The sequence below is a fragment of the Neobacillus sp. FW104-15D2 genome, from assembly GCF_058790155.1.
Map to the genome: position 1 here is coordinate 89,268 of NZ_JBYTCJ010000015.1, position 23,912 is coordinate 113,179.

The window sequence follows — 23,912 nt, forward strand, 5'->3', positions numbered from 1 at the left end:
AATGAAGACAAACTTTCCCTACAATAATTTTCCCGTACGGGCTGTGCAAACGATATAGAGACTGCTCACTGCAATTAATAACTCTTTACTCATTACACTTCACCCGCTTTCATATATTCTGATTTTTATCATATGCAATAAAAGGAAAAAAGTAAACAATTTGGAAAAAATAATGAACAAACTGTGTGATAGGCACCGACCCAAAGACATATGCATACATTATCGCAGTAGATAATTAACTGGGAGTGTACGCAATGGACGAAAAAAGACGGATGGATTATTTTCAAAAAGCAGCTATTTATGATTTATTAGCATGCTATTATAAATACACCAATCCAGCCATGCATGTTTATTATTATCAAAAGCATCTAAAATCATTAAATAAAGGGGTTCAATTTATGAATCAGATGAACCGCCCTGCCAGAGAGGCAAGAGTAAGGGTTATCCACGCTGCACCAGGTGCTCCAAATGTTGATATTTATGTAAACGGGCAAAAAATACTGACCGATTTCCCTTTCAAACACGTGAGTGATTATCTGTCTCTTGCTCCCGGAAAATACCAAATAGACGTATACCCAACTGGGAACATGACAGAATCGGTCATTAGTAAAAAAATAAGCGTTGAATCCGGGAGGTCTTATACACTCGCTGCCATACACAGTGAAAAATTCCTCAGGCTGCTTGCTATCCCAACTGATTCTAATGTTCCGGCAAATGAGTCAAAAATACGCTTTGTTCACCTTTCACCTGATGCACCTGCAGTGGATATTGCTGTTAAAAATGGTGATGTCGTATTTCCTCATATCTCCTACCGAAAGACTTCCAGTTACCTGGGCCTGACTCCAATGACAGTAGATTTAGAAGCGAGAGTTGCTGGCACTAAAGATGTGGCACTTTCGCTGCCAAAAATGAGATTTGAACCAAACCGGTCCTATACTCTTTTTGCTGTGGGGTATGTACAAGGGGAACCCGCATTAGAAGTAATAACTGTTCCAGACTAATAAAAGGTGTTCCGCAGCGGAACACCTTTTTATTTTACCGGCACTAGCAGGTCAAAAGAAATATCGTCTTTTTTCAGATTAAATTTATTAACCTTCACTTTTGCGTCACTTTTCAGTTTCAAATCCTGCATTCTGATATACACCATTCTGTCATCCGGCAGAATTTGAACCCCTCTAGGTAATTTGTAATTATCACTGATCATTTTCATTACATAAGGAACAGGGAGATGAAGCCGGCCAACTGAAATGGATTTTTGTTTTAGCACCAAATCTCCATTCTTTTTAGCCTGCGGCTCAAAGGTTAGTCTCATCTTTAATTCATCACTAAAGAAAGGAATGCTTCCGTACAATTCCACTTCATCAGCCAATACAATATGGTAATCGATAGGGCTTTTGGGAGCTTCCTTTTTTAAATAGTACTGAATCAGCTGGTTAAGATCCTCTTTATTTGATTTAATATAAAAAGAAACATAGTCCTTTTTGTTAGAAGAAAGCTTTTGTATCTTTGTATCCTTTGGAGGCGTCAGTACCGTAATCAGAATGACTGCCACAATAATGAAATTGATAGCCAGTAAAACCAAAAATCCAGTTTTCCACTTGTTTTTCATTTTCTTTAATTCTCCTCTTTCCTTGCTGCTAAATACCTTTTGGATATGGCAGGCAAGGCCTTTACCTCCAGCTGATTAAATGTTCTCTCTGCAATTAGCTGGTATCCCCTATCATTCGGATGAAAGTGGTCGGTGAAAAGAAGATTTTCTTTTGTATTAGTAAAAAGATCTTCTATTTGAACAAACGAAGTATTCGAGAAGCTGGATACAACCATTTGTCCAGCACCATTCCACTCCGTTACCACCTTTTCCAGTTCTTTATTATTTGCAAACCATCTTTCAAATGGATTATACAAACCAATAAGAACAATCGACGCATGGGGATTTTCCTGTGTAATAAATGAAACAATCTGGGTTAAATGAGTAATATATTTTTCTTTCGCTTTTTCAAATGCTGATAGCTGAAGATTAGAAAGATTATCATAAACAACCTTCATGATATCATTGCCGCCAATCGTTAGAATAACCATGTCGGCTTTTTTGATATTCCCCCTAATTTCATCAGTCTTCAGTCTCTTTAATAGCTGAGTCGTCCTGTTGCCTTTTACCCCGTAGTTATAAAAATGAACCCCTTTGATTCCTTTTTCATTCTCAAGCCGCTTTTTTAAATAAGGAAGATATCCCCCCTTATTGCTGCTGTCACCAATACCCTCAGTAAGAGAGTCACCTGCGGATACTACTGTCAGTGGTTTAGGAATAAAATCAGCGGGAATGCCTTGATATTCATGAAGATTTATTTTTTTATCCGGCTGGCGTTTCCAAGTCTCCGGCTGGCTGCACGAACTTAAAAGGAATACGGAAAGGAACAGGCAGGTTATTCTTTTTAACATATAATCCGCCTCCCTTAACTTATAGTTATTATAACACGGGAGAAAAATTACATTACATAAAAGGAATTGGGCAAATTTTGCAGATTAAAATAAAAAAAGGCCCTTTAAAAGGGCTTATTGCAAGGTCTTTATTTCATCTATTATCTTGTCATACGGTATTTCTTGCAAACCAGTATAATACTTTTGTATTTTACCTTCCTGGTTGACTAAGAAAAAATCAGTCCCATGGATCACTTGATCGCCTTCCTGTGGCTTTTTCACGATCATTTTAAATTCCTTCATAGCCTTAGTCTCGATTTCTTCCTGGGAATAACCGGTCAGAAAGTTCCAATTCTTAAAATCGACACCAAACCGACCGCCATAGTTTTTTAAAGTCTCAGGTTTATCAACTGTAGGGTCTACACTGAATGAAACGTACTCCACATTTTTGATTCCAGCTTCTTTAACCTTTTTCTGGAGGGATGCCATATTGGAGGTCATTGGAGGGCAGACATCGACACAACTAGTAAATACAAAGTCAGCTACCCAAACCTTTCCTTTTAAGTTCTTACTGCCAAATGATTTTCCATCCTGGTTGGTATAAGAGAAATCCTTCACTGGCCAATTCTGAGCACCTTCAATCTCTTTTTTTCCACAGCCTGCCAATAGAAGAACTCCAATAATAAAAATAAGTCCAAAAGCCCGCACTTTCATCTAATCACCTGCAATCTTCATTTACTGTCCGTGATTATTTTAACAAACTCGGACAAAAGAAGAAAGATTAATCAATTACACCCGTGCGGACAATTTGATTATCAATAACTATATCAAAGCTCGCTTCCTTAAACTTCTCTCTCCACTCTGTCTTGGTCATCTTTTTTCCGCGCAAATGCGTGTTGTATTCGTTGCCAAAGCCGACAGGGTCGACTCCCAGTGTTTGAAACTTCTTAATCATAAAGCCTATTTCCTTTTGAAAATGTTCATTTATCTTTTTTTCAACAAACTTAATTGCCTTGGGATCTCCAACCTCCATCGGCTCGGTCATTTCCAGTATCCTTGATTTAAGCTTTACTTTAACACTAAAGCGAAGCTTATCCTTATCCAGCAATTTTATTTTGTGGCTGCTGTTTATGTTGTCAATCGTGATATAAATTTTGTCATGAAACTCCCGCTCTCGATGGCCTGCTGTTTTAATAAGCAAAGGCTTAAAATCTTTTGCATTCAATGGAACTTCTTGTGATCCTGCTTTATAGGAGTCTACAAGAACCTTCAAAAAGAAAAGACTATTGGGTTTCAATTCGCCAACCATCCGGTCGTTCTTAAACAATGCCATAGATGATATAACAATATCTCCACGATTGAGTTTCAAGACGGGCAGAACTGGATCCTTCCCGACATCATAAAAGTCATGGTTAAATTCGTGGAGGGTTGGTGAAATTACCTGTTCTCCCTCAACGTTTTGCTTAATCAAATTATATAAAAAGGTCCCAAGATTAGAGCCTTTTCCAATATTGTTTTTAGTTAAGAGATCAACCGCTTTCCCGTCGGAGATTGTAACATAAAGCATATTTCCAATTGTCGGATCCCGGTTAAGTGTATCAATCAGCTGAATTATTCCTCTTTTCGCCAGTTCCTTACTATATATGACTATCCGCATCTGGCCCGAAACTAATTTATGGCTTGTCTGAAGGTTTTCATCCTGCCTTAACCCCTTACTCGTTTTTGCTTGTTCTATTATCTTTTTTGTAACGTTTTTTTCAAGAGGATCAAACTGCTGGTAAACAACTGTTCCCAGGATATTATTTTTTTTCGAAAGGTCAAATCCAGCAGCCGTTATCAATCCCAATTTTTCAAGAGGCCTTTGCTGAAGGCAGCCGCTAAGAAAAATAAGATTCATTGCAACTATCACAACCGCCATCTTCTTAGCCTGCTTTTTCATTTTGCTGCCTCCTTTTCTTTAGCTTCTTTTTTATAACTACAACTGCATATAAAATAGCTGGATAACAAATAGCCAAATAAAAGCCTGCTTCCCCAATGTAATCCGTTATGAGATTCATTTGGTATCTGGCCTTAATAAAAAAGTTTCCTAACCAGGCAAGGCCGGCAATAATATAAATCCCTTTCGATTGCTTAATATTGAATAATCTTGTAAATCCCTTTGAGGCAGCCCAAAGGTATGAACATAAATTTGGAAGGATAATAAGGAGCCAAAAGGAAACAGCAATAAACTCAAATCGCTCCAGATTCGGGAGCCGGACGATTTTGAACAAGGAAAGTACAGGCCAAATCGTTCTTTTTAAGCTTTCCCCTGCGAAAAAGGTGATGCACACAACTGTCACTACTGTAAAAAGAATGGTTGTATACAAGTTCCCTAATTCAGCGTATAACAGAGCTTTTTTCTTTTCTTGAACATAGGGATAAACAAAAAGCAGTAGTTCAAAGCCCATTATTGAAAAAGAAGTTTTATATATACCACTGGCAATATTTTTAATGCCAGTATTCATGATTGGGAACAAATGAGTAGGATCGGAATACTTCAAAGGCGAAATTAAAACCAGAATAAGCCAAAAGGTCATAAGAAACGAAATAAATGAAAATCCTACTACCATCCTGATTCCTGAAAGGGAGGCATAAACTGCGAGAGATATAATAACCCCCGATAGAACCCATGTCGGCATATCGGAAAAAATCCAGGCCTGGACAATCTCAACATAATTCATGCAGATATCGAAAAAGACACTGCTTAGATAAACCATATACATTACCCCAAGCATTCTGCCAAAAAGCTTGCCAAACAAGTCCACCTGTATTCCATATAAATCAGCGCTTTCGTACTCCCGAAGCAGCAGAAACATAACCCAAAGGATTATTCCAGTAAGCACACCAGCCAAAAGTACAGAAATCCAGCCGTCATGTTCCGCTTCAAGATAAACAATTCTTGGCAGTCCTGCCAATCCAACACCTGTCTGGGTTACATGGATTACAAACATAACCAAAAATGCATTAAATAGCAGCCCCTCTTTTGGCTGTATATTTACCTTCATGTTTACACCTACTCATCTACATCCTTCTTTTTCTTCGCTTTTTTCGGAGGGGAACGTTTTAAGTCCCCAGGCTGATTTGATAATGGTCTCAGATAATTAAACTGAAATGGGAAACGCAGAAGACTATAGCCAAAATCCTTCATACTTAAGGGATACAGGGGAGCCAAATAGGGAGTCCCCAGCGTTGAGAGCTTTAGAACATGAATGATCAAGAAACAAAAAGCCACCATAATTCCCAAGCCCCCCCACAATCCAGCCAGAAGTATAATAGGGAAGCGGATAATCCTAACAGCTGTACCCATTAAATAACTAGGTGTAGTAAAAGAGCCAAGGGCACTTAGCGCAATAATAATAATCAAGATATTGCTTGTAAAACCGGCATCTACCGCTGCCTGCCCAATAACAATACCGCCAACAATACCCATTGTCTGACCCACTTTGGTCGGCAGCCGGGCCCCAGCTTCCCTTAAAAGCTCGATAACAAATTCAAGCAGAAGCGCCTCAAAAACAGGCGGAAAAGGAACATTTGACCTCGACTCCCCTAAGGAAACGAGTAAAGGTGAGGGAATCACCTCGTAATGATAAGTCAAAACCGCCACATAGGCTGGTGTAAGCAGGATGGAAAAGAAAAATGAAAAGAAGCGAAGCATGCGCAGAAATAAACCCATATTCCAGCGCATATAAACATCCTCTGTTGATTCAAAAAAGCTGAAAAAAGGACTGGGTCCGTAGATTGCAGCAGGACTTCTGTCTATCAGGACGCCAACTCTTCCTTTTAAAAGAACAATTGATAACCGGTCTGGCAATTCTGTTGTTAAAAGCTGCGGAAAAACAGTCCAGCTATTATCTTCAATAAGCTGTGCAAGAACAGTGCTGTCAGGAATATGGTCAATACTGAGGTCTTTAATCCTTTGCTTGAACGTATTGACATTTTTTTCATCTGCAATGTCTTTGATATAAACTATTTTTCCTTTTGTCCTTCCCCGTGCGCCAACTTCAATATCCTCCATTACAAGCATGGGGTCCTTTATGTTGGCCCTGATAATATTCATATTGCTTTCAAGGGACTCAGTAAAGGAAATCTTTGGACCGTAAACAAGTGATTCGGTTTCTGCCCTTTCGAGCGACCGCTCCGCAATCTTTCCAGTGTTGATGAGAATGCCACATGGTTCTCCTTCAGAATACAGATAGCCTTTTCCCTCAATCATTGCCTGAGCGATTTCTTTAAGCTGATTAGCATAGGAAATTTGTGCGGCAGGAAGACAAGCTTGAAACATTTCAAGATTCCATGGTGAATGCACCCTGGCTTGAAGAGGTTTGATAATGATGTCCTCAAGCACCTTCATATCCGTCATGCTGGTTAAAAAGGAAATTAATAAATGCTCACCATCTTTATAAATCTCCCGGAATTCCAAATCGGAGGTTTCCATTAGTTCAGCTTTTAACTGCTGCTTTAATTCTTCTATTTTTAGGCTGTGTGCTCGAGGAGTTTCATTCTCTTTTTTGCCATTCCGCCATTTGAACATAGTTGTTCACCTTTTAATCTGTCTATTTGGAGTTCAGGGTAACTGCTTTTTTGATTTTTTTAGGTTTTCCAGAACTTCAAATTTTAACCACAGTGAAAGTCTGATATTAGAGCAGAGGGAAATTTGAGGCAAGTAAAAAACCCGGAGGGCTCCGGGTTAAAAGGGTTTATTCAAAATAGTACATCAGCGCGAATGCACCGGGGCCCGTGTGGGTCGAAACAGTAGAATTGGTATAATCAATATCTTCTATTTGATAACCGGTTAACTCAAAAACACTTTCTTTTATTTTTAGTGCCAATTCCAGTGCTTCCGCATGGGCAATGCCAGCACCTTTAATAGTGCATCCCTTTACATCCTCAGCAAATTGCTTTGCTAAAAACTTAACAACCTGAGAATGACTGCGAACCTTGGCAACAGGTGAATACTCAGCGCCTTCAAGTGAAGCAATCGGCTTAATATTAAGGAGAGATCCGATAAACGCCTTACCCTTCCCAATCCTTCCGCCCTTCACTAGATTTTCAAGAGTATCTACCATTATATAGAGGCGAGTGTTGAGGCGGATAGTTTCAAGACGGTTTAATATATACTCAAGGCTTTGGCCTTCATTCGCCATGATAGCCGCCTCCTTCACCTGGAAAGAAAGTGCTTTAGAAATAAATTGTGAATCTATGACAGTTACCTTTGTCTTCGTCATACTGGCAGCGCTTTCTGCCGACCGGACAGTACCACTCATTTTCCCCGTCATATGTATTGATATAACCTCGTACCCCTCAGCACCCAACCTATCGTAAACCTCTAGGAAAGCACCGGCTGATGGCTGCGAGCTCTTTGGTAATTCCTTAGTTTTCCTCATTTTTTTTATAAACTCAACTGGACCAATCTCTACCCCATCAAGATATGTTTCTCCGTCGATCGTTATGGAAAGAGGAACAACCTCAATTCCCAGTTCTTTTACTATTTTTTCAGGCATGTCCATAGTTGAATCGGTTACAATTTTAATCTTGCTCATAAAATCACGTCCCTGTAAAAGCATTCACCTGTATTATACATGCTGTGCGATGCGAGAGAAATTAATTGAAATTTTTAAAATATTAATGTGCTTTTAAAAGATAAAAAGAGTGCCGGTTTCCCGACACTCAAAAGTCATTAAGCGTTATTTTTTAGTTCGCCAGATTTAAAAAGCTGTTCATAATCAGGCCATCTCATTGCTCTCTTTAAATGGTCTCTAAAGGAATAGCAGTTGTGAGGCATTTTCGCTCCGTAGATGGAGGCAATGAAAGTTTGCAAACGGACTTGGATCATAAAATAATAAGCGTTATCTTCCTCCAATACAGGAATATCCATGACTTTAACCTTCTGTCCAACTTCATTTTTGAACTCTAGGCTTTTCAATAACAAAATATCAATCCTCTTTTTCACCCGTTTGAATATATTATACATCACCTTTACCCCGAAATGTGTCTGTTTATGCGTATATTCATAAATATTTTCAAATATATTTATTGATTGCCTGGCTGTTGTTTTGATTCTGAGTAAACTTGTTTGCCAACAATTCTAACTTCTTTTGCCGCTCATTTCGATCCTCGGCTGGCTGATGAAATACATGCGTTATATCACGGGAGCATACCGGGCAAATCCACTGGCCTCTCTCCGAACTGCTAAAGGACGGCTGGTGGCAATTTGTACATATTTTCTTGAACATAAGGGTCGCTCCTTTTTTAAAAGTATATTTATGTATGTAATTGATAGTTAGTAAATCTTTTTCCAGTTAATGGCGCACTTAAACTTATAACTGCCTCTTAAATTGCTCGACTTTGGTAAGGAGGTCCTCCATATCCGTTTTATGTTTGGATACTGATTTCTCTGCCATGTTTAATCTTTTTCTAAAATCGTCCATAAGAGTTTCTAAATTATTTATTTCTTCTATTAAATCGGAGCACTGTTTTCCGGTTTGAGTGATGCCAGTTTGAAGGCTTTCGTTAGGTTTAAGTTTCATTTTGACCTCTTTTTAAAAAAAATTCTTTTATAATAACACAATGTTCATTATAATGAACTCAACAATTTAATTTTACATAACGGTTTGTTCTTTTAAAAGAACTTTTTGTCGACATCTTTTTCAACCAATTATTTAATTTTTATATCAAATAGATTTATGTTATTCTTGATAAAGAACGAACAATTTAATTAAAGGATTGGCTTATGAAAAGACAACTCGCACAATATAAAAAAACTAAAATATCCCGAAGATCCTTCTTAAAAGGACTTTCATCTATATTTCTTGGTGCTGCCGTTTCCGGCTCGTCCTATTCCTTTCTAATCGAGAGGTTCTGGATTGAAACAAAGACCATTAAACTTTCTTTCGATAGGTTACCTAATTCATTTTCCGGCACTAAGATAGTGCAAATTAGTGACCTTCATCTAGGGCATTTTTACAGCAAGAAAAATTTAAGTGACTTAGTGAAGAGAGTAAACCGGTTAAAACCGGATATTTTGTGTTTTACAGGAGATTTAGTAGAAGATGGAATTGAAATGCTAGAGGATTGCATTCCATTATTACAAGAGTTTCATGCCCCTCTTGGCAAATTTGCAATAGAAGGAAACCATGATTTTAGAAGCGGACAACACAATATGGTGATAGAGGCTCTATCTCAAGGTGGATTTAAGGTTCTCGTAAATGAAAATACCTTTATTGAAAAGAACGGACAGAGGATTTACTTTGCTGGCATCGATGATATGATGTTTGGTGTTCCAAATATCCCAAAATCTATTGATGGAATTCCTGAAGACCTTTTTACTGTGATGCTGGCTCATGAACCAGATTTTGCTGACGAAGTTGCCAAGTACCCCGTTGATTTTCAATTATCCGGTCATAGCCATGGCGGGCAGATTAGAGTTCCTTTTTATGGTCCGCTTTTCACTCCCGACGGTGCAGTCAACTATATTGAGGGATTAAAGCAAATTTCGGGCTCCAACCTTCTTTTATACACTAACAGAGGAATTGGAACCACCTATTTGCCATTTAGATTTAACTGCAGGCCGGAGATAACGGTTATAATAATAAAAAGCACTTAGACTCATCATTAAGTTTAAGTAGATATGTCAACACTAAACTAGACAGTTTTTTTAGGTGATCAAGTTTGTATCTTATCGGGCTTAGATACCCTAAAGTGACGTGATTTCGAATGTGGTTAAACCAATGTAAATAATCTTGTAATTCTCTTGATAATCCTCTAAACTAGTAAAATGCTGTCCTCTGACAAACTCTGTTTTAATAATCTTGAACGTTACCTCTGCTACTGCATTATCATAAGGGCAGCCTTTCATGCTGAGCGATCGCTTGATATTAAATGTCTCCCAGTGCTTTATCAATCAGCTGATTCTTAAACTCACTTCCACGATCAGTGTGGAAATATTCGATCTTTCATAAATCGTTTTGAATAGATGCAAAGGCACGATAAACCAAAGCCGCATCTTTGTTTGGTCCAGTGCTAAAACCAATGATTTCTCGATTAAGGAGATCGACAAATACACATATATAATGCCATTTTTGACTCTTACATATGTTAAATCGCTTACCACAGCTGTCAGTTCATCTTCCTGATTAAATTCCCGATTTAATTCGTTATTTTGTTCGGTTCATTGCACTTGGTTGGATGAGGTTTAAACTGGGCGACTGTATAGTTTGAAACCAAGCCCTGCTCATTCAGTATCCGGCCAATCCGTCGTCTAGATACTTGATGGCCAAGCTTTTTCAATTCTACTTTTATCTTGCGCGTCCCATAGTTTTGGCGGCTTTTTTGGAAGATATCAATGATGGTAGTGGTCAGGTCATCCTCTGATTTTCTGTCTTTTTCTTCATAATAGTAGGTGCTTCTGGGAAGTTGAAAACTTTGCACATTGCTGATATCGAGTATTTGTGTTCATTGTTCTTAATCACATTTACTTTCGTCCTAGTATCAGCGCAGCCTGCTTTAAAATGTCATTTTCCATTTTTAGCATTTGTTTTCTTTTCTCAGTTTGTTTAGTTCTTGTTGTTCGGGTGACAGATTATCTTTTCCTTGAAGGATCCGGATTTTTGTCTTTGACTCACCCACTATCCAATGATGAGGGGGTTAGATCATACTCACGGATATTATCCTTTCTTGGTTTTCCGTTAAGGTATAGTTGTACCATCTGATTTTTAAATTCGGTAGTAAAAGTTCGTCGTTCCTTTTTTGTTATAGTAGATTCTCCTTTAGTGTTATAAGTAGTCTACTTGACCTTAATTTTTCTATCCAACTAAGTTGTAGCCTATCCATGCATGCAATTTAAAGGGATGGGCCAAAACCCACAGGGAAAAATAAGGAGTTATTTACGGTGGTGGCATCCATATCGAGCCAGTAAATGTTAATAACATTTGGGATTTTGGAGTTTTTCATAATGTAGCAATTTTCGGTATTACTTTTGCACAGGTTGGTATGTAAGGGCATTCCTTCCAGATTTTGTGGAATTGGAATCTTCACTAGGGGTAGATATAGTTATGGAACTCCGTACTTTTAAGGAAACGGTACAAACATTGTGGTTGCAGGATCAGGGAATTTTCAAATTTATGAACCAGTAATGGCAGATAAAGATATCTATTTAGTGATAAGGTCGCCCCAATTGTAAATGATGTTTTAAGGTTAACAGGGGAGTAGTATATGGGAGGAATTTCAACATTTCCGTTTATGTGGGTTAAATGATACTCCTATTTTTACTGGTGGAAAGACTTTTTTTATAAGCCAAGCACCGATTCAGCTACTTTTATCTTTCAATCATATATACTTTATTCAGTGGTCGTTACCAAAGGATTATTATAGTTGATGATTATAAGCGTACAATTAATTTTAAATCTGATAATCCAGTTTACACAATATCTGGAAATACAACATTTGTTGATTTAAGCAGCTGTGAAATTATAGCATACAAAGAGAATCTTTTATTCCAATGGAGGCTATTCATAAATAAAACCAGCCTAACACAAAACCTTTGGTTATACGATTCCCCCCGCTGATGGATCAACCTTTTCAAAAGCATCAACAAAAGTTTATTTATGGCCTAATGAACATGCAACTATTCATTATACTTTAGATGGTACGACAGCAACAAAATCAAGTAGGGTCTATAATGGAACTATTACGTTAATCGATACAACTACTATAAAGTATTTTGCAATAGACATTTCATGAAACAGTAACTTTGTAAGCTCTGCTACGATTATGAAAGTAATATAATAAAAGTTAATGTCATACAAGAAAAGAAGAAATCGGGGGTTCGATATGAACTCCCTTGATTTTTTCTTACTCATGTTTTTGATTTCATAAAAGTTCTTTAGAGTGGAAGTATGCTAGTCTTCCAAGAGAGCTAGATAAATTGATTACCTTATTTCCTGATCGAGAGAGCATATCTCGTACAATAGGTATGTTTTCCCCTTCTTTTCCACTGCTTCAAACGCACATGCATTTTCATTCCACCCACATATGTCGTTACATCTTATTTCTTTTCTATTAAAAGGACCACAACATAAATGGAAGAAATTCTATTCCAATTTTTTAAACCTAATTGTAAGTACCAACTTCCACTTGCTTGCTTAACAATTTACCAAACATACTTCTCTTTTCTTTTGCTAACTGATTAAACTTACCTATTTGAACAACCTTTCCTTCATCTAAAACAATAACTTGGTCTGCATTTCGAATTGTGGATAACCTATGGGCAATCACAATGATTGTCATTGTACCTTTTAAACGTTCAATGGCCTCTTGGATTTTGGTCTCATTTTCTGTATCCAATGCACTTGTTGCTTCATCTAAAACAAGAATAGACGGTTTTCGTAAAATTGCACGTGCGAGAACTAGTCGTTGCCGTTCTCCGCCAGAAAGTCGTATTCCACGATCACCAATTAATGTATCAAGACCCTGAGGCAATTTCTTTACAAATTCAGCTGCTGATGAGAACTCTATCACATCCCCAATCTGTTCTTCAGTTGCATTTGGGTTTATTAATAATAAGTTATCTCTAATGCTTGCGTTAAAAAGAAATGGATCTTGAGGAACATAGCTAATAGCTCGCCTTAATGATAGTAAATTATCATATGTAAGAGGCTCGCCGTCTACTAATACTTCTCCCTTTTCTGGTTGATTAAGTCCCATTAATAAATCGATCAATGTGCTTTTTCCGGCACCTGAAGATCCAACAATGGCGGTCATATGATTTGTAGGGATTTGAACATTTATGTTTTGAAGAGCGTATATATTTTCTTTTTGGTTATAACGGAAATATACATTCCTACATTCTAACCCATTTTCAATTTCAATGGGTTGTACTTCCAAATAGTTCTCTTCACTTAACTCCTTTGCTTTGACGCATTCATTTTGTAAATCAATGAGGGCTTTAAATGAAGGAGATAATGAACCTAATTGTTCTAGTGTTGACTGAATGTTACTAACCTTGGGCCACAATCTAGAAAAAACGACTACAATTAGCATCAATTGAGCTGATTGTGCTTGAAACATTTTAACAGAAAAAAATATAAAACCGGAAATTAAGAAAGCAGAAGCCACTTTATAATTAAATTGAGATGCCGTATTCAATTTTATCAATTTATTAATATTATTCTCTAATTTACTACTAAAAGAACGAACCCAATGCAAATGGGATTTTTCTAAGGAATTACTTTTAATCTCTTTAATTCCATTAAAATGATCCGTAATACCTGCCAAATACATCTTTGATAATTCAACAGTTTCTTGCCCTAACGAACTCGATCCAAGAATAAATTTTCTAGAAAGGAAAATAAGTATAAAACCAAATAATAAAATAGCTAATGTCATCTTCGCTGATAACAAAAGTGCAATACTAATCTGTATAATAGTAAAAACAAGAGAAGTCAAGAACTGAAGAAACATTTGTGTTCCTCCAGCAACACGTGATAATTCTGTTGTCATTAAATTGATAAGATCAGATTTTCTTTGATTTAAGAAAAATCCCCAATTAGCTTCAATGATGGATTTATATGTTTCATCTCTTAAATGCCGAATAAATCCTTGTTGAATTTTCCCACTTAAAATAATTTGATTCCTTTGGAAAAAACCTTGTCCAAAAACAAGTAATATATATATTAATAAAATAAGTGGTAAGCTAAAATTATCAGGTATACCTTCAAAAATTTTAGAGATTGATTGAAGAGGGAGAGCTGTTTGCGACTGAAAATTAAAAATTCCGGATAAATTGATTAAAGGCACTAACAAAAAAATTCCAATACCTTCAAATAAACTAATTAATACCATACCTATTAAGTTTAAATATAGAATGTTCCCTGCAAAAGAATGAATCCTCTTTGCAAAATATAAAACATTTCTCATTAAATCTACCTCCTAGGATAACGCATGTTTCCTCGTTATTCTTCAGGTCCAGTTAAACGGTTTAAAATTACCTATTTAAATGTACCTTTTGGACTTAAATATTTAACTTTTTTGAAAATTTAGCAACTACTGTAAACTTTTCCATAACATCTGCTCCAGTCACATAATATGGCCCACTACGGAGCCATGCATGGGCATTCATTTTACCTTTTTCATCTCGGGATGTACCTAAATATAAAGTGCTATCGATTTTACGTCTTTCGAGCATTTTCATAGCAGCGATGGCTCTATCAAGACACTTAGTTTCCCAAAAGGTATAGCGACTCATAATATTAATAGACTGTGATACAGTGTGAATCACTTTTAAGGTATCAGGACTTTGTTTATATGAGGTTTCTAACATTGGTACACCAAGATATGGAACAATTTTAGAAAATGGCATAGTTTTCATTATTTTAGCAAACCCTAAATAAAAATATGTTTCAACAAATATCCACTTTGCACTAGAACTCATCGAAAGAAATAGCATAAATTTTCTCAAGGTGTTCAACCTTCCTCATCATGGAAAAAGTATTTCACCAACCTAAATAAAACAAGTATTAATGATCATTAAATTATATTAAAAACCCCTAAGCCATTGGATTAGGGGCCTTGTGAAAAAATTTAGATCAACTTGGTTTAAAGAATTCTGTAACGATTTTACCATTTTCTTCATCGTAAAGATATCCATCTCTTTTAGTACCACCAGATCCTAACGCTGTTAAAGCCACATCAAGAATTTCCAGTTTTGGCTGAGACCATTGCTTCTTCATAGATATCACCTCCTTTCAATATAAATTACTGATGAATTTTGAAAATACAAGCCCCCGCATTGACAATCTAATATCTGGATCCGACTCATATTCTCTTAAAGGTCCTCTTCTTGCTTTATTTAGAGCATTCTTAAGGACTTCTGGGTTTAAAAACTCTGCGACATCAGGATCTGAACACAATTTTTCAAGTCTTTCAACATAGTAATCCCAAGAAGAACTCATACGGTGAATCCAGTCAGCTGCTTGTATTCCTCTTTTAAAATTTAACCTTACATCTTCTGGAAGTAATCTCTTCATTGAATGGCGAACAAGCGCCCTATCCAAACCATTTCGTACAAATTGGTCTTCCGGCACAGAGAAACAAAATTTTATAACACGTAAATCATTTGTAGGATCACGTTCCATTACGGAATGTTGTAGAGACATTCTGGTTGACACATTTCCAACAACGTTCCATCCATAGAGCTGCTTATATACGTTCTCTCTACGTTCAGACTTACTTTGTGAAGAGGAATTCGTTAGATCTTGGATCCTTTTAAAGACTTTAGTCTTCTTCGCAAATTCAGGATTTATTAAAGTAGGAAGGAAATCCCCATTAGATCCTTCTCTCTGGTTACGGTTACCTAATAAGGAAAACGCTTCCTTAAACAACACCTTAGCAATTTTATATTTTGGTACATCTTGTTGCATACTAAGCATATTAAGTTCATGATTGAGCTTCTTTAATCGCATTTTTCTTAAAAGACCAACATAATGATTGTCAATGTCTCCCCAAGAGATTGTTAAATTGCCCCTTGCTCCACTTAACAAAACTCTTACACCTTCTTGGCTTGCCTTCTCATATATACCCCGAATCCAAAATGAATTCTCTATAAACTTATATGGCATTTCGATAATATCAAGCCAAGGTTCTATTTCGTTGAAAGGATTTCTACCTTCTAAATCCAAATAAAAATCTTTAATATTTCCAACATAATTTACAGTTGATTTAATAAGTGGTGTCTCATCACTTATGTATCTATTTGAACCTTTTTCAACAAAATCCTTTACTGGTACATGACTGAAAGTTAATAGTTTTTTTTCTTGTTGAAAAAGTTGTCTAGCAGCTAAGCTAACAATTGTGCTTGAGTCTAATCCACCACTTAGTTGTGCTCCTATTTGGTAAGGCGTACGTATCCTTGCCTTTACTGCAGTACTTAGCACATCAATAAATGCTTCTTCATACTCTCCGCTTGTTTTTAACTTCAGTTTATCTCCGCTAGAAAAAGTGTAGTATCTTGATAGTTTAACGTTACCATTACACACAGATATAGAGTGCGCTGGAGGTAATTGCTGAATATGCTTATATGGTGTTATAAAGGTATCTACTGAGTCGAACTGATGAAAAATCGCAAGGAATTCAGCAGCCCACTCTCTATTTAGCGTCTTATCTACAAACGGTAACGAAAGAATAGGTGATAGAGTAGTTGAAAATACAAACCGATTATGATTGAAAGTATAGTACATAGATCGTGCTCCAGAAAAGTCTCTTGCACCAAATAACCTTTGTCTTTTCCTATCCCAAATCATAAATGAAAAATCTCCAATAAAATGCTTGGGACATTCATCTTTCCACTTTTCATAAGAAAGTAAAATTAACGCACTATCCGATATTTTTTGTTGATGCTCTCTTTTTACTTGCAGCTTTTCAAATAACTCATTTCGGTTATCAAGAATAGCGTCTGCCGTTATAACTAGCTCTCTTTTGGTATCATAATATGGGAGAACTTCGTAAGAAGCTTCGGGTGTAACCCATTGCATAAGACAACCCATAAAAATATCCTCATTGCATAAATGTGCAATCCTATCATATGGATATTTTTGCAACTCCTTCATCATCCCTTTACTGTGCTCGGTATTAACTGGCTCTTTGTTGATATTATAGATCCCTAAGATAGCACTCATTTTCTCCCCCATTAAAACCACCATTTTTTATAGCGAAAATTAATTCGTTTTAAAGAACGATTATACAAAAAAATTTACTAATCCTCAATTTTAATTAGTTTTTCTTCAAGAAGTTGATTTAAGAATTCAAGAACGTGAGTTTCACATTCATACTGGTCAACAGTGTACCGCTTCGTTAGTTCAGAAACTAATTCATTCACAGATTTAAGTGAATTTACTAATTCCCAAACATCTCCACCTATACTACCTAAATTATAATATTTACCATTTTGGATACTAAGCATAACCTTTTCTCCGTCCATATCACTTACTAAATTCCCTTCGCATTGAGAAACCTTACTCGTTAACTGAATAGATTGATTTTTAATCATTTTTCTTCTCCTGTTATTTTAAAATTAAAATAATGAATCATTTATGAGCATCGATGGTATTAAGAATTTCTGTTACTATTGAATTGGCACTAAATCCATTATCAGGTCTTTGTATTCTATACAAACTCGTTTGTTTTAAAATTTTTGCAGAAACTTCAAAATGCCAATCCATAATTCCTAAACTTGAAATAAGTAAGTTCCGAAATGTGTGATCAAATATTGTTTTTAACCTGTAAAGGTTCTCAATAGGTGTAATGGATATAACTTTCCCCGCAAATTTTACTAATTCAAATATCCCCCCCAGTTCCACTGGCTTGGAGCTAAAGTTAGAGGTTACTACCGGAATAGAAAATTTTGTCTCTCTTCCAAATATTGATCGATAGTTTACTGGGTCCATACCATAAAGTTCCATAGAATCTTGCCAAAGTTTTTGCTGAGGATAAGAAGGAGTAATAAATGGCTTATTATCTTCAGAGAACCTAATTGGGATTACATCGTCACTTAAGAGTTTGTAGCCTCTGTTTAAAAATGCTGATGCTAAAGTAGACTTCCCTACGCCTGAGTTTCCAATAAATGCGTATCCTTTATCATTAATTTCTATAACACTTCCATGTAAGGGGAATATTCTGTTCTTCATGAGTATAATTCCCATACATGTACCAAGCAAATAGAGTTTGATTAAATCTTCATCATAATCTTCTAGAGGTGAAATACTGATCTTATTACCACCTTCAACTAGGAAAGTGGCTTTACCAGGAAGATTAAACATCACACAATCGTCCTTAACTATTAAGAGTTCTTTAGAAGAGTTATATTTTTCTTTCCAATGTCCACCTATATCAGTTAACTCAATTGTTATATCCGGTTCTATTTCCTCTATATCTAAAGAAATTGTTTCTAATTCCATAAAGGGGATTTCACTTAAAATGTTAAAACCAAAAGCTTTATATATTTTCTTGTTTAACATAGTTAGCAAAATGATCACTCCGTATTATGATTATGTAATATAAAGAAAACTCTCAGACAAAATATTTTTTCGTAAAAAAGTTATTTCAACCTTTTTATATTGAACAATGACCCTTTTCTTTTGTGTTCTTAATAAAGAACAACTTTCTACAATTAATTTATCATTTAAAAAATAATTTGTCAACAAAATAATTCTAAACTATTTTTAGTTATTTTGTTATTGCATAATAAAATTTCTAGTTGCTATACAGCAATAACACAAGCTAATACAATTTCACATAAATTTGGTTGTGATCCTAGGATATTAAATGTTTCCTAGTTTTCCTTATAATCCATAAAAACGGTCTTAAAGGAAAATATAAGAAGAACAGAGACTTCGGTAATTTTATAGTTTTTAAATCTGTAATTGCAGGATAAAAGATACTTAATACTAACAAAATTTTTTGATAATTAGACTTCATTGAAAATAAATAACGATTATAGTAATTTGAAATATATTCTGGAAGTGGGTCTGAATGAAGATTTACCATTTGTTCCAAATAAAAAATTGTTTTTTGAGCTAATAAATATGTATTCTTTCCTTTCATCAATTGTCTCATATCTTTATTTAATGGGGTTTTTAATAACTGTGAAGATAGAAGCAGTGCATGGCCTCCTATATGAAGGGGATACTGATATTCCCTAAGTAACTTAATTATGGTGGTCCAGTCAATTCTTTTTCGTACAATTTCATGAATATCAACCAACCAACGAAGTCTAAACCATCCATGTCGGGCGCCATGTGTAACAAGGAAGAAAAATAAATCCTCTACTCCTAAATGGTTAATTGGGCTAGCTGTAAGAGTACTGATTCTTTTTCTCTCCCATAATCCATTAAATGATGGTTCCTTTCCAGGTCCTGGATTTAATCTCCAATGAATTTCCAATTTCACTCTTCTCCCAAGATGAATATAAGTTAAATGATGATACCTCCATCTCCAATCATTTAATTTGGTCTCAATTGAGTCTTCTTTAACAAAACCATTCTCAAGAAGTAGTTTATCCACTTTATTAAGATCAACAATTGGAATTAGGACATCTAAATCACCACTTGTACGAAGAGAAATATCCCCATAGAAATCCAAAGCTAGAATTGGCCCTTTTAAAATAATAATCCTTATATTATTCTCTGAGAATAAATTGCTTATTTGTTCCATTTCAGCACTTAAATGCAGCATTTCAAATGTATTTTTTTTATATTCATGATACAGAATTTGAACTATATGTGGGGGAATCAATTTTTTATCTATCATTTTTAATTTAGAATATAATATTGGATAAAGACGGTGGTGTTTAGCAAGCTCTAGGAAAAGATTCCAGTCGATATCTGATTCTATGCTATTAAAATTAAACTTCTTGTCATTTTCAAATGTAATGATTTCAAGTAAAAATTTTAATTCTTTTGGTATGTTTCCTAAATTCAGACTGAAATAGTTACTCATTTTCTTCTCCCTTAGACATCCTATAGTCCTGTTTAAAATTGAATGATTTTTCAAAAATGGCTTTAAAAATAGCAAAGGAATCCGGATATTACTTTTCGTGTCCTTTAAAAAGAGCAACTTGTTAATAGATTAACATGTAATCTTAAAGAGTAGCTTTTAAAAAACTTCCTAATCTCTTTTTATACAGTTTTAAATATGGAAACCTTTTCACTTTAACCCCTAATTCATTTGATACTTCTAACTTAGAGGGAAGGAGCCAGTTCCTTATTTCTACATAACTATGTTTCATGGAATCGTATCCAAAAAATTGGTAATTAATATAATCTAAATATATTTTAATATTTTTTTATTTAAATTTCTATAAGCATTATAATCCCAAAAAGGAATATTTCTCTTTTCACCGAATTCCTTTATATTATCCAGAAATGGAAAATACCGATAAACAATTGATAATGTCCTGATCATCCTTTTCAACGCTTATGGTTGGATGCATCCTTTAGCAAAACGGTATAATCCAATTTATCATTAAGTTCACAAATAAGTTGAATAATATCAATAAAATACTTAAGTGAAATTAAATTATGTCTCCAACCATGAAGACAAATCATATAAAAAGTATGATAATCTGAAAATTCCTTGACATGTTTGTAGGTTTTTATTGATTGCGCTTGACTCCAAAACTCCTCAATTTTTAATTCAGCTGTATCCTCATTCAATATGTCCCAATGGATTTCAACTGTTAAAGGAAAAGGAGAATTCTGAATTTCTTTACTAAAGTTATAATGAAAATGATTGGGAATAGGATCTTCTTCTATTGTCAATCCTACTAAATTAATGCATTCAACCGCCTTTTTAATGTCATCTTTTTTTATTAGAAAATAAATATCAGAAGTGGGTCTAGCTCCTATTTGCCCAAAGTATTTTTCGGCAAAAACTATACCTTTAAGCGGAATAACATCAATCCCATTCTTTTCAAATATGTTTAAAATTAGTTCTGTTTGATTTTTAATAAAGATGTTCTGGAACAATGCTGCCGTATAATTTTGTTTCAAACGATCCTGAAAAAACAGTGGTGTTTGCTCAAGTTTCCCTTGTTGTTTTAATAGATAATAAACTTGGGGGGGAGATTCCAAAAAATTCAATATCTTCTTGAGCAGATTGATAAAAACTTGATTCGATTGGTAATTTAGTCTGTGGTTCATATAATGCTTGAACTAGCGATAGGCTCAAATTTCTCCCTCCCCCGTTTTGTTTTGTCTCTTTTTGTTCTATAAATAGAACATATCATGATTCTATATAGAAAACAATACTGTTTTTATAGTTTAAATTGAGAGAATTAATTTGTTGCATCTTACCATTAAACATTTAAAAGCCTATATTTATTAATTATTGTATTTCTAATACAACTAATTACCCTCAATTGGTCCTCCTCAGTCATATTGGATCCAGATGGAAGACAGAACCCTGTTTCAAATAAACGTTCAGAAACATTGTCATTTTCTTTATGAGGATAATATTTTGCTCCGTTAAAAAGAGGTTGCAGATGAAGAGGTTTCCATATTGGTCGTGCTTCAATATTTTTTTCAGCCAAGGATTCTAACATAGAATAGATGTCATTTGGCCCTGCTTCCTCTATTGTTAGAGTTGTTAACCATCTATTTGACCTTGTTTCTCTTAATTCAGGCATAAACTTAATGCCAGGTAAGTCGGATAATTCCTGGGAATAACGATTAAAAATTTCTCTTCGAGCATCTACTCTATCTTCTATTACTTCTAATTGAGCTCTTCCAACCCCAGCCAATAGATTACTCAATCGATAATTATATCCCATTTCACTATGTTGATAGTGAGGGGCTTGATCCCTTGCTTGTGTGGCTAGGAAACGGGCTTTACGCAATCCTTCAACATCATCAGAAACAAGCATTCCTCCACCTGATGTAGTAATGATCTTATTGCCATTAAAAGAATAAACACCATATTTACCAAATGTCCCACTTGCTTTTCCTTTATAGGATGAACCAAGTGACTCTGCAGCGTCTTCTATAACCGGTACGTGATACTGGTTACATAATGAGATAATTTCATCCATTTTGGCACTTTGACCGTATAAATTTACAACAATAACTGCTTTTGGCAAATGTCCTTCCTTTTTTGCATCACTTAAGGCTTTTTCTAATGCTACAGGTGACATGTTCCATGTTTCTGGTTCTGAATCAATAAAAATAGGTTCAGCACCTTGATAAACAATCGGATTTGCACTTGCGATAAAGGTGAGGCTTGAACAAAATACTTTGTCCCCTACTCCAACATTTAACAAACAGAGGGCCAAATGTATAGCGGCTGTACCTGAGCTTACGGCTACAGCATCATTGACTCCTACATAAGTGGCCATCTCCTTTTCAAAAGCATCTACATTAGGACCTAATGGGGCAATCCAATTAGAATCAAATGCATTTTTAATATACTTTTGCTCATTACCACTCATATGTGGAGGAGATAGATAGATTTTCTTATTCGTCGTAACCATTTTCATATAAACACCGCCTTATAAAATAAAAAAAGAATGCATTTGCATTCCTTCAGAAAATTTTCGTTAATTTAACTTATTCTTATTCAAACTAAACAATACCTATAGGTAACTTTCCTTTTTTTCTCTCCTTCTAATTACCTTAGCAGGTATTCCATAAGCCACTACATAAGATTCAATATCTGTTAAAACTGTGGATCCTGCACCAATAACCGTGTGTTCACCAATTTTTTTTGAATGAATGACATTTGCACCAAGTGACAAAGTTGAATATTCACCGATTAAAATATTTCCTCCCGTAGTAGCATTAGGGGCAATGGTCACAAAATCACCTAATCGGCTATCATGATCAATAGAAGACTTGGAGTTTAAAATGCAATGTTTACCGATAATTGTGTCACTATTTACAATAGCACCAGCCATGATTACTGTACCCTCGCCAAGCTGAACGCCTTTTGCTATGGAAGAAGTAGGATGGGCTGCTGAAATAAATTTAAAATCAGGGTCCAATGCAAGTACTCGGTTGACTACTTCCGACCTTGTCCAGTTATCTCCAATCGCTACAATCCCCCCCTTAATCGAATTTTTATTATTTTTAATAAACGTTTCGTCACCCAGAACCTCATAACCGTAGACAACTGTCCCTATTGGCTTAAAGTTATCAATCAAACCAATGATTTGGTATTGATTCATCTTCTCGACAATATCAACAACAACTTTTGCATGGCCACCAGAGCCAAAAACTACAATACTGTTCACTTTTCGATGCCTCCCTTGAAAACTGGCATTGTAACGTGATTCCCGTTTTGTATCCCTTCTGATTTAAGTACTTTGTATAATGTTAAATATAATATTTTCATATCTAATAGAAAGCTTTGATTTTCAACATACCAGACATCTAATATGAATTTATCTTCCCATGAAATGCTATTTCTTCCATTGACCTGTGCCCATCCAGTAATACCAGGTCTTACGTAATGCCTTTTCGATTGTTCTTCTGAATATAAAGGTAGATAATCCATTAATAGCGGCCTTGGTCCAACTAAACTTAAATCCCCTTTTATAACATTGATTAGCTGCGGAAATTCATCCAAACTAAACTTTCTGAGGAACTTCCCGAAAGGGGTAAGTCTTAATTGGTCGGGAAGTAAATTACCTTTATTATCTCTTTGATTTGTCATTGTTCGAATTTTATAAAGATAAAAAGGTTTACCATGTAAACCGGGACGTTCTTGTTTGAATAGGATTGGTGATCCTAGCTTGAATCTAACCATAACGGCGATAATGATTATAATTGGTATAAAACATAAAAATAATAAAACGGAAACAATTAGATCAAAAAGCCGCTTCATTGGCAACCATTCTCCTATTAATTTATTGATTTAAAGCAACAAAAATTTGTTTTTCTATTTCCTTTATTAAATCACTTACATGAAGGTTA

General features: G+C 35.3%; 24 protein-coding genes and 1 pseudogene. 3 read left to right on the forward strand and 22 right to left on the reverse strand.

The window, feature by feature from the left end; translation table 11 throughout:
* Nucleotides 1-254: 254 nt before the first annotated feature.
* Nucleotides 255-1,001, forward strand: coding sequence for a DUF4397 domain-containing protein (locus tag AC3WR0_RS13510; protein ID WP_492552800.1), 747 nt, complete (start codon nt 255-257; stop codon nt 999-1,001).
* A 29-nt stretch (nt 1,002-1,030) separates the two neighbouring features.
* Here AC3WR0_RS13510 and AC3WR0_RS13515 read toward each other — a convergent pair whose 3' ends face one another.
* The 10 genes from AC3WR0_RS13515 to AC3WR0_RS13560 form a co-directional block, all read right to left on the reverse strand.
* On the reverse strand, nt 1,031-1,609 hold the full coding sequence (locus AC3WR0_RS13515; RefSeq protein WP_492552801.1) for a YpmS family protein: 579 nt from the start codon (nt 1,607-1,609) through the stop codon (nt 1,031-1,033).
* A gap of 5 nt (nt 1,610-1,614) precedes the next feature.
* A complete protein-coding gene (locus tag AC3WR0_RS13520) occupies nt 1,615-2,439 on the reverse strand; it encodes an SGNH/GDSL hydrolase family protein (RefSeq protein WP_492552802.1) in 825 nt (274 codons plus the stop codon).
* A gap of 114 nt (nt 2,440-2,553) precedes the next feature.
* Nucleotides 2,554-3,132, reverse strand: coding sequence for an SCO family protein (locus AC3WR0_RS13525; protein WP_492552803.1), 579 nt, complete (start codon nt 3,130-3,132; stop codon nt 2,554-2,556).
* 67 nt (nt 3,133-3,199) lie between these two features.
* Nucleotides 3,200-4,357, reverse strand: a complete 1,158-nt coding sequence (locus AC3WR0_RS13530; RefSeq protein WP_492552804.1) for a Ger(x)C family spore germination protein — start codon at nt 4,355-4,357, stop codon at nt 3,200-3,202.
* On the reverse strand, nt 4,341-5,462 hold the full coding sequence (locus AC3WR0_RS13535; protein ID WP_492552805.1) for a GerAB/ArcD/ProY family transporter: 1,122 nt from the start codon (nt 5,460-5,462) through the stop codon (nt 4,341-4,343). The genes AC3WR0_RS13530 and AC3WR0_RS13535 overlap by 17 nt, the downstream gene beginning before the upstream one ends.
* An 8-nt stretch (nt 5,463-5,470) precedes the next feature.
* On the reverse strand, nt 5,471-6,988 hold the full coding sequence (locus tag AC3WR0_RS13540; RefSeq protein ID WP_492552806.1) for a spore germination protein: 1,518 nt from the start codon (nt 6,986-6,988) through the stop codon (nt 5,471-5,473).
* A 166-nt stretch (nt 6,989-7,154) separates the two neighbouring features.
* Nucleotides 7,155-7,997, reverse strand: coding sequence for a DegV family protein (locus AC3WR0_RS13545; RefSeq protein WP_027322045.1), 843 nt, complete (start codon nt 7,995-7,997; stop codon nt 7,155-7,157).
* A gap of 137 nt (nt 7,998-8,134) precedes the next feature.
* On the reverse strand, nt 8,135-8,386 hold the full coding sequence (locus AC3WR0_RS13550; RefSeq protein WP_027322044.1) for a DUF2535 family protein: 252 nt from the start codon (nt 8,384-8,386) through the stop codon (nt 8,135-8,137).
* A 91-nt stretch (nt 8,387-8,477) separates the two neighbouring features.
* Complete coding sequence (locus AC3WR0_RS13555) at nt 8,478-8,690, reverse strand: hypothetical protein (RefSeq protein ID WP_492552807.1); 213 nt, start codon at nt 8,688-8,690, stop codon at nt 8,478-8,480.
* An 84-nt stretch (nt 8,691-8,774) separates the two neighbouring features.
* Nucleotides 8,775-8,984: a hypothetical protein gene (locus tag AC3WR0_RS13560; protein WP_492552808.1), complete on the reverse strand. Its 210-nt coding sequence runs from the start codon at nt 8,982-8,984 to the stop codon at nt 8,775-8,777.
* 203 nt (nt 8,985-9,187) lie between these two features.
* Between AC3WR0_RS13560 and AC3WR0_RS13565 the strand changes: the two genes are divergently transcribed.
* The gene (locus AC3WR0_RS13565; protein WP_492552809.1) at nt 9,188-10,060 is read left to right on the forward strand and encodes a metallophosphoesterase; all 873 of its coding nucleotides are present in this window, start codon (nt 9,188-9,190) and stop codon (nt 10,058-10,060) included.
* Here the strand turns inward: AC3WR0_RS13565 and AC3WR0_RS13570 are convergent.
* A pseudogene (locus tag AC3WR0_RS13570) lies at nt 10,038-11,209 on the reverse strand (IS3 family transposase). The gene AC3WR0_RS13565 and the pseudogene AC3WR0_RS13570 sit on opposite strands and share 23 nt — an antisense overlap.
* Before the next feature lie 797 nt (nt 11,210-12,006).
* On the opposite strand from AC3WR0_RS13570, the gene AC3WR0_RS13575 reads away from it, so the two are divergent.
* On the forward strand, nt 12,007-12,195 hold the full coding sequence (locus AC3WR0_RS13575; protein ID WP_492552830.1) for a chitobiase/beta-hexosaminidase C-terminal domain-containing protein: 189 nt from the start codon (nt 12,007-12,009) through the stop codon (nt 12,193-12,195).
* Between the two features lie 369 nt (nt 12,196-12,564).
* Here the strand turns inward: AC3WR0_RS13575 and AC3WR0_RS13580 are convergent, their stop codons facing one another.
* The 11 genes from AC3WR0_RS13580 to AC3WR0_RS13630 form a co-directional block, all read right to left on the reverse strand.
* A complete protein-coding gene (locus tag AC3WR0_RS13580; RefSeq protein WP_492552810.1) occupies nt 12,565-14,370 on the reverse strand; it encodes an ABC transporter ATP-binding protein in 1,806 nt (601 codons plus the stop codon).
* Between the two features lie 94 nt (nt 14,371-14,464).
* Nucleotides 14,465-14,920, reverse strand: a complete 456-nt coding sequence (locus AC3WR0_RS13585; RefSeq protein ID WP_492552811.1) for a lasso peptide biosynthesis B2 protein — start codon at nt 14,918-14,920, stop codon at nt 14,465-14,467.
* Between the two features lie 118 nt (nt 14,921-15,038).
* Entirely contained in the window at nt 15,039-15,182 is a 144-nt protein-coding gene (locus tag AC3WR0_RS13590; RefSeq protein ID WP_492552812.1) for a paeninodin family lasso peptide, read from the reverse strand.
* 15 nt (nt 15,183-15,197) lie between these two features.
* Nucleotides 15,198-17,126, reverse strand: coding sequence for an asparagine synthase-related protein (locus AC3WR0_RS13595; RefSeq protein ID WP_492552813.1), 1,929 nt, complete (start codon nt 17,124-17,126; stop codon nt 15,198-15,200).
* A 77-nt stretch (nt 17,127-17,203) separates the two neighbouring features.
* Nucleotides 17,204-17,497: a lasso peptide biosynthesis PqqD family chaperone gene (locus AC3WR0_RS13600; protein WP_492552814.1), complete on the reverse strand. Its 294-nt coding sequence runs from the start codon at nt 17,495-17,497 to the stop codon at nt 17,204-17,206.
* 37 nt (nt 17,498-17,534) lie between these two features.
* Nucleotides 17,535-18,464 (reverse strand): aldolase, encoded by a 930-nt coding sequence (locus tag AC3WR0_RS13605; RefSeq protein ID WP_492552831.1) that lies wholly within the window; start codon nt 18,462-18,464, stop codon nt 17,535-17,537.
* 295 nt (nt 18,465-18,759) lie between these two features.
* Nucleotides 18,760-19,944: a nucleotidyltransferase domain-containing protein gene (locus AC3WR0_RS13610; protein ID WP_492552815.1), complete on the reverse strand. Its 1,185-nt coding sequence runs from the start codon at nt 19,942-19,944 to the stop codon at nt 18,760-18,762.
* A 470-nt stretch (nt 19,945-20,414) separates the two neighbouring features.
* Nucleotides 20,415-21,086, reverse strand: coding sequence for a nucleotidyltransferase domain-containing protein (locus AC3WR0_RS13615; protein ID WP_492552816.1), 672 nt, complete (start codon nt 21,084-21,086; stop codon nt 20,415-20,417).
* Nucleotides 21,087-21,301: 215 nt separating this feature from the next.
* Complete coding sequence (locus tag AC3WR0_RS13620; protein WP_492552817.1) at nt 21,302-22,477, reverse strand: DegT/DnrJ/EryC1/StrS family aminotransferase; 1,176 nt, start codon at nt 22,475-22,477, stop codon at nt 21,302-21,304.
* Nucleotides 22,478-22,573: 96 nt separating this feature from the next.
* Nucleotides 22,574-23,230 (reverse strand): acetyltransferase, encoded by a 657-nt coding sequence (locus AC3WR0_RS13625; protein ID WP_492552818.1) that lies wholly within the window; start codon nt 23,228-23,230, stop codon nt 22,574-22,576.
* Nucleotides 23,227-23,823 carry a sugar transferase gene (locus AC3WR0_RS13630; RefSeq protein WP_492552819.1) on the reverse strand — a complete coding sequence of 199 codons (597 nt, stop codon included), beginning with the start codon at nt 23,821-23,823 and terminating at the stop codon, nt 23,227-23,229. The genes AC3WR0_RS13625 and AC3WR0_RS13630 overlap by 4 nt, the downstream gene beginning before the upstream one ends.
* Nucleotides 23,824-23,912: the final 89 nt, after the last annotated feature.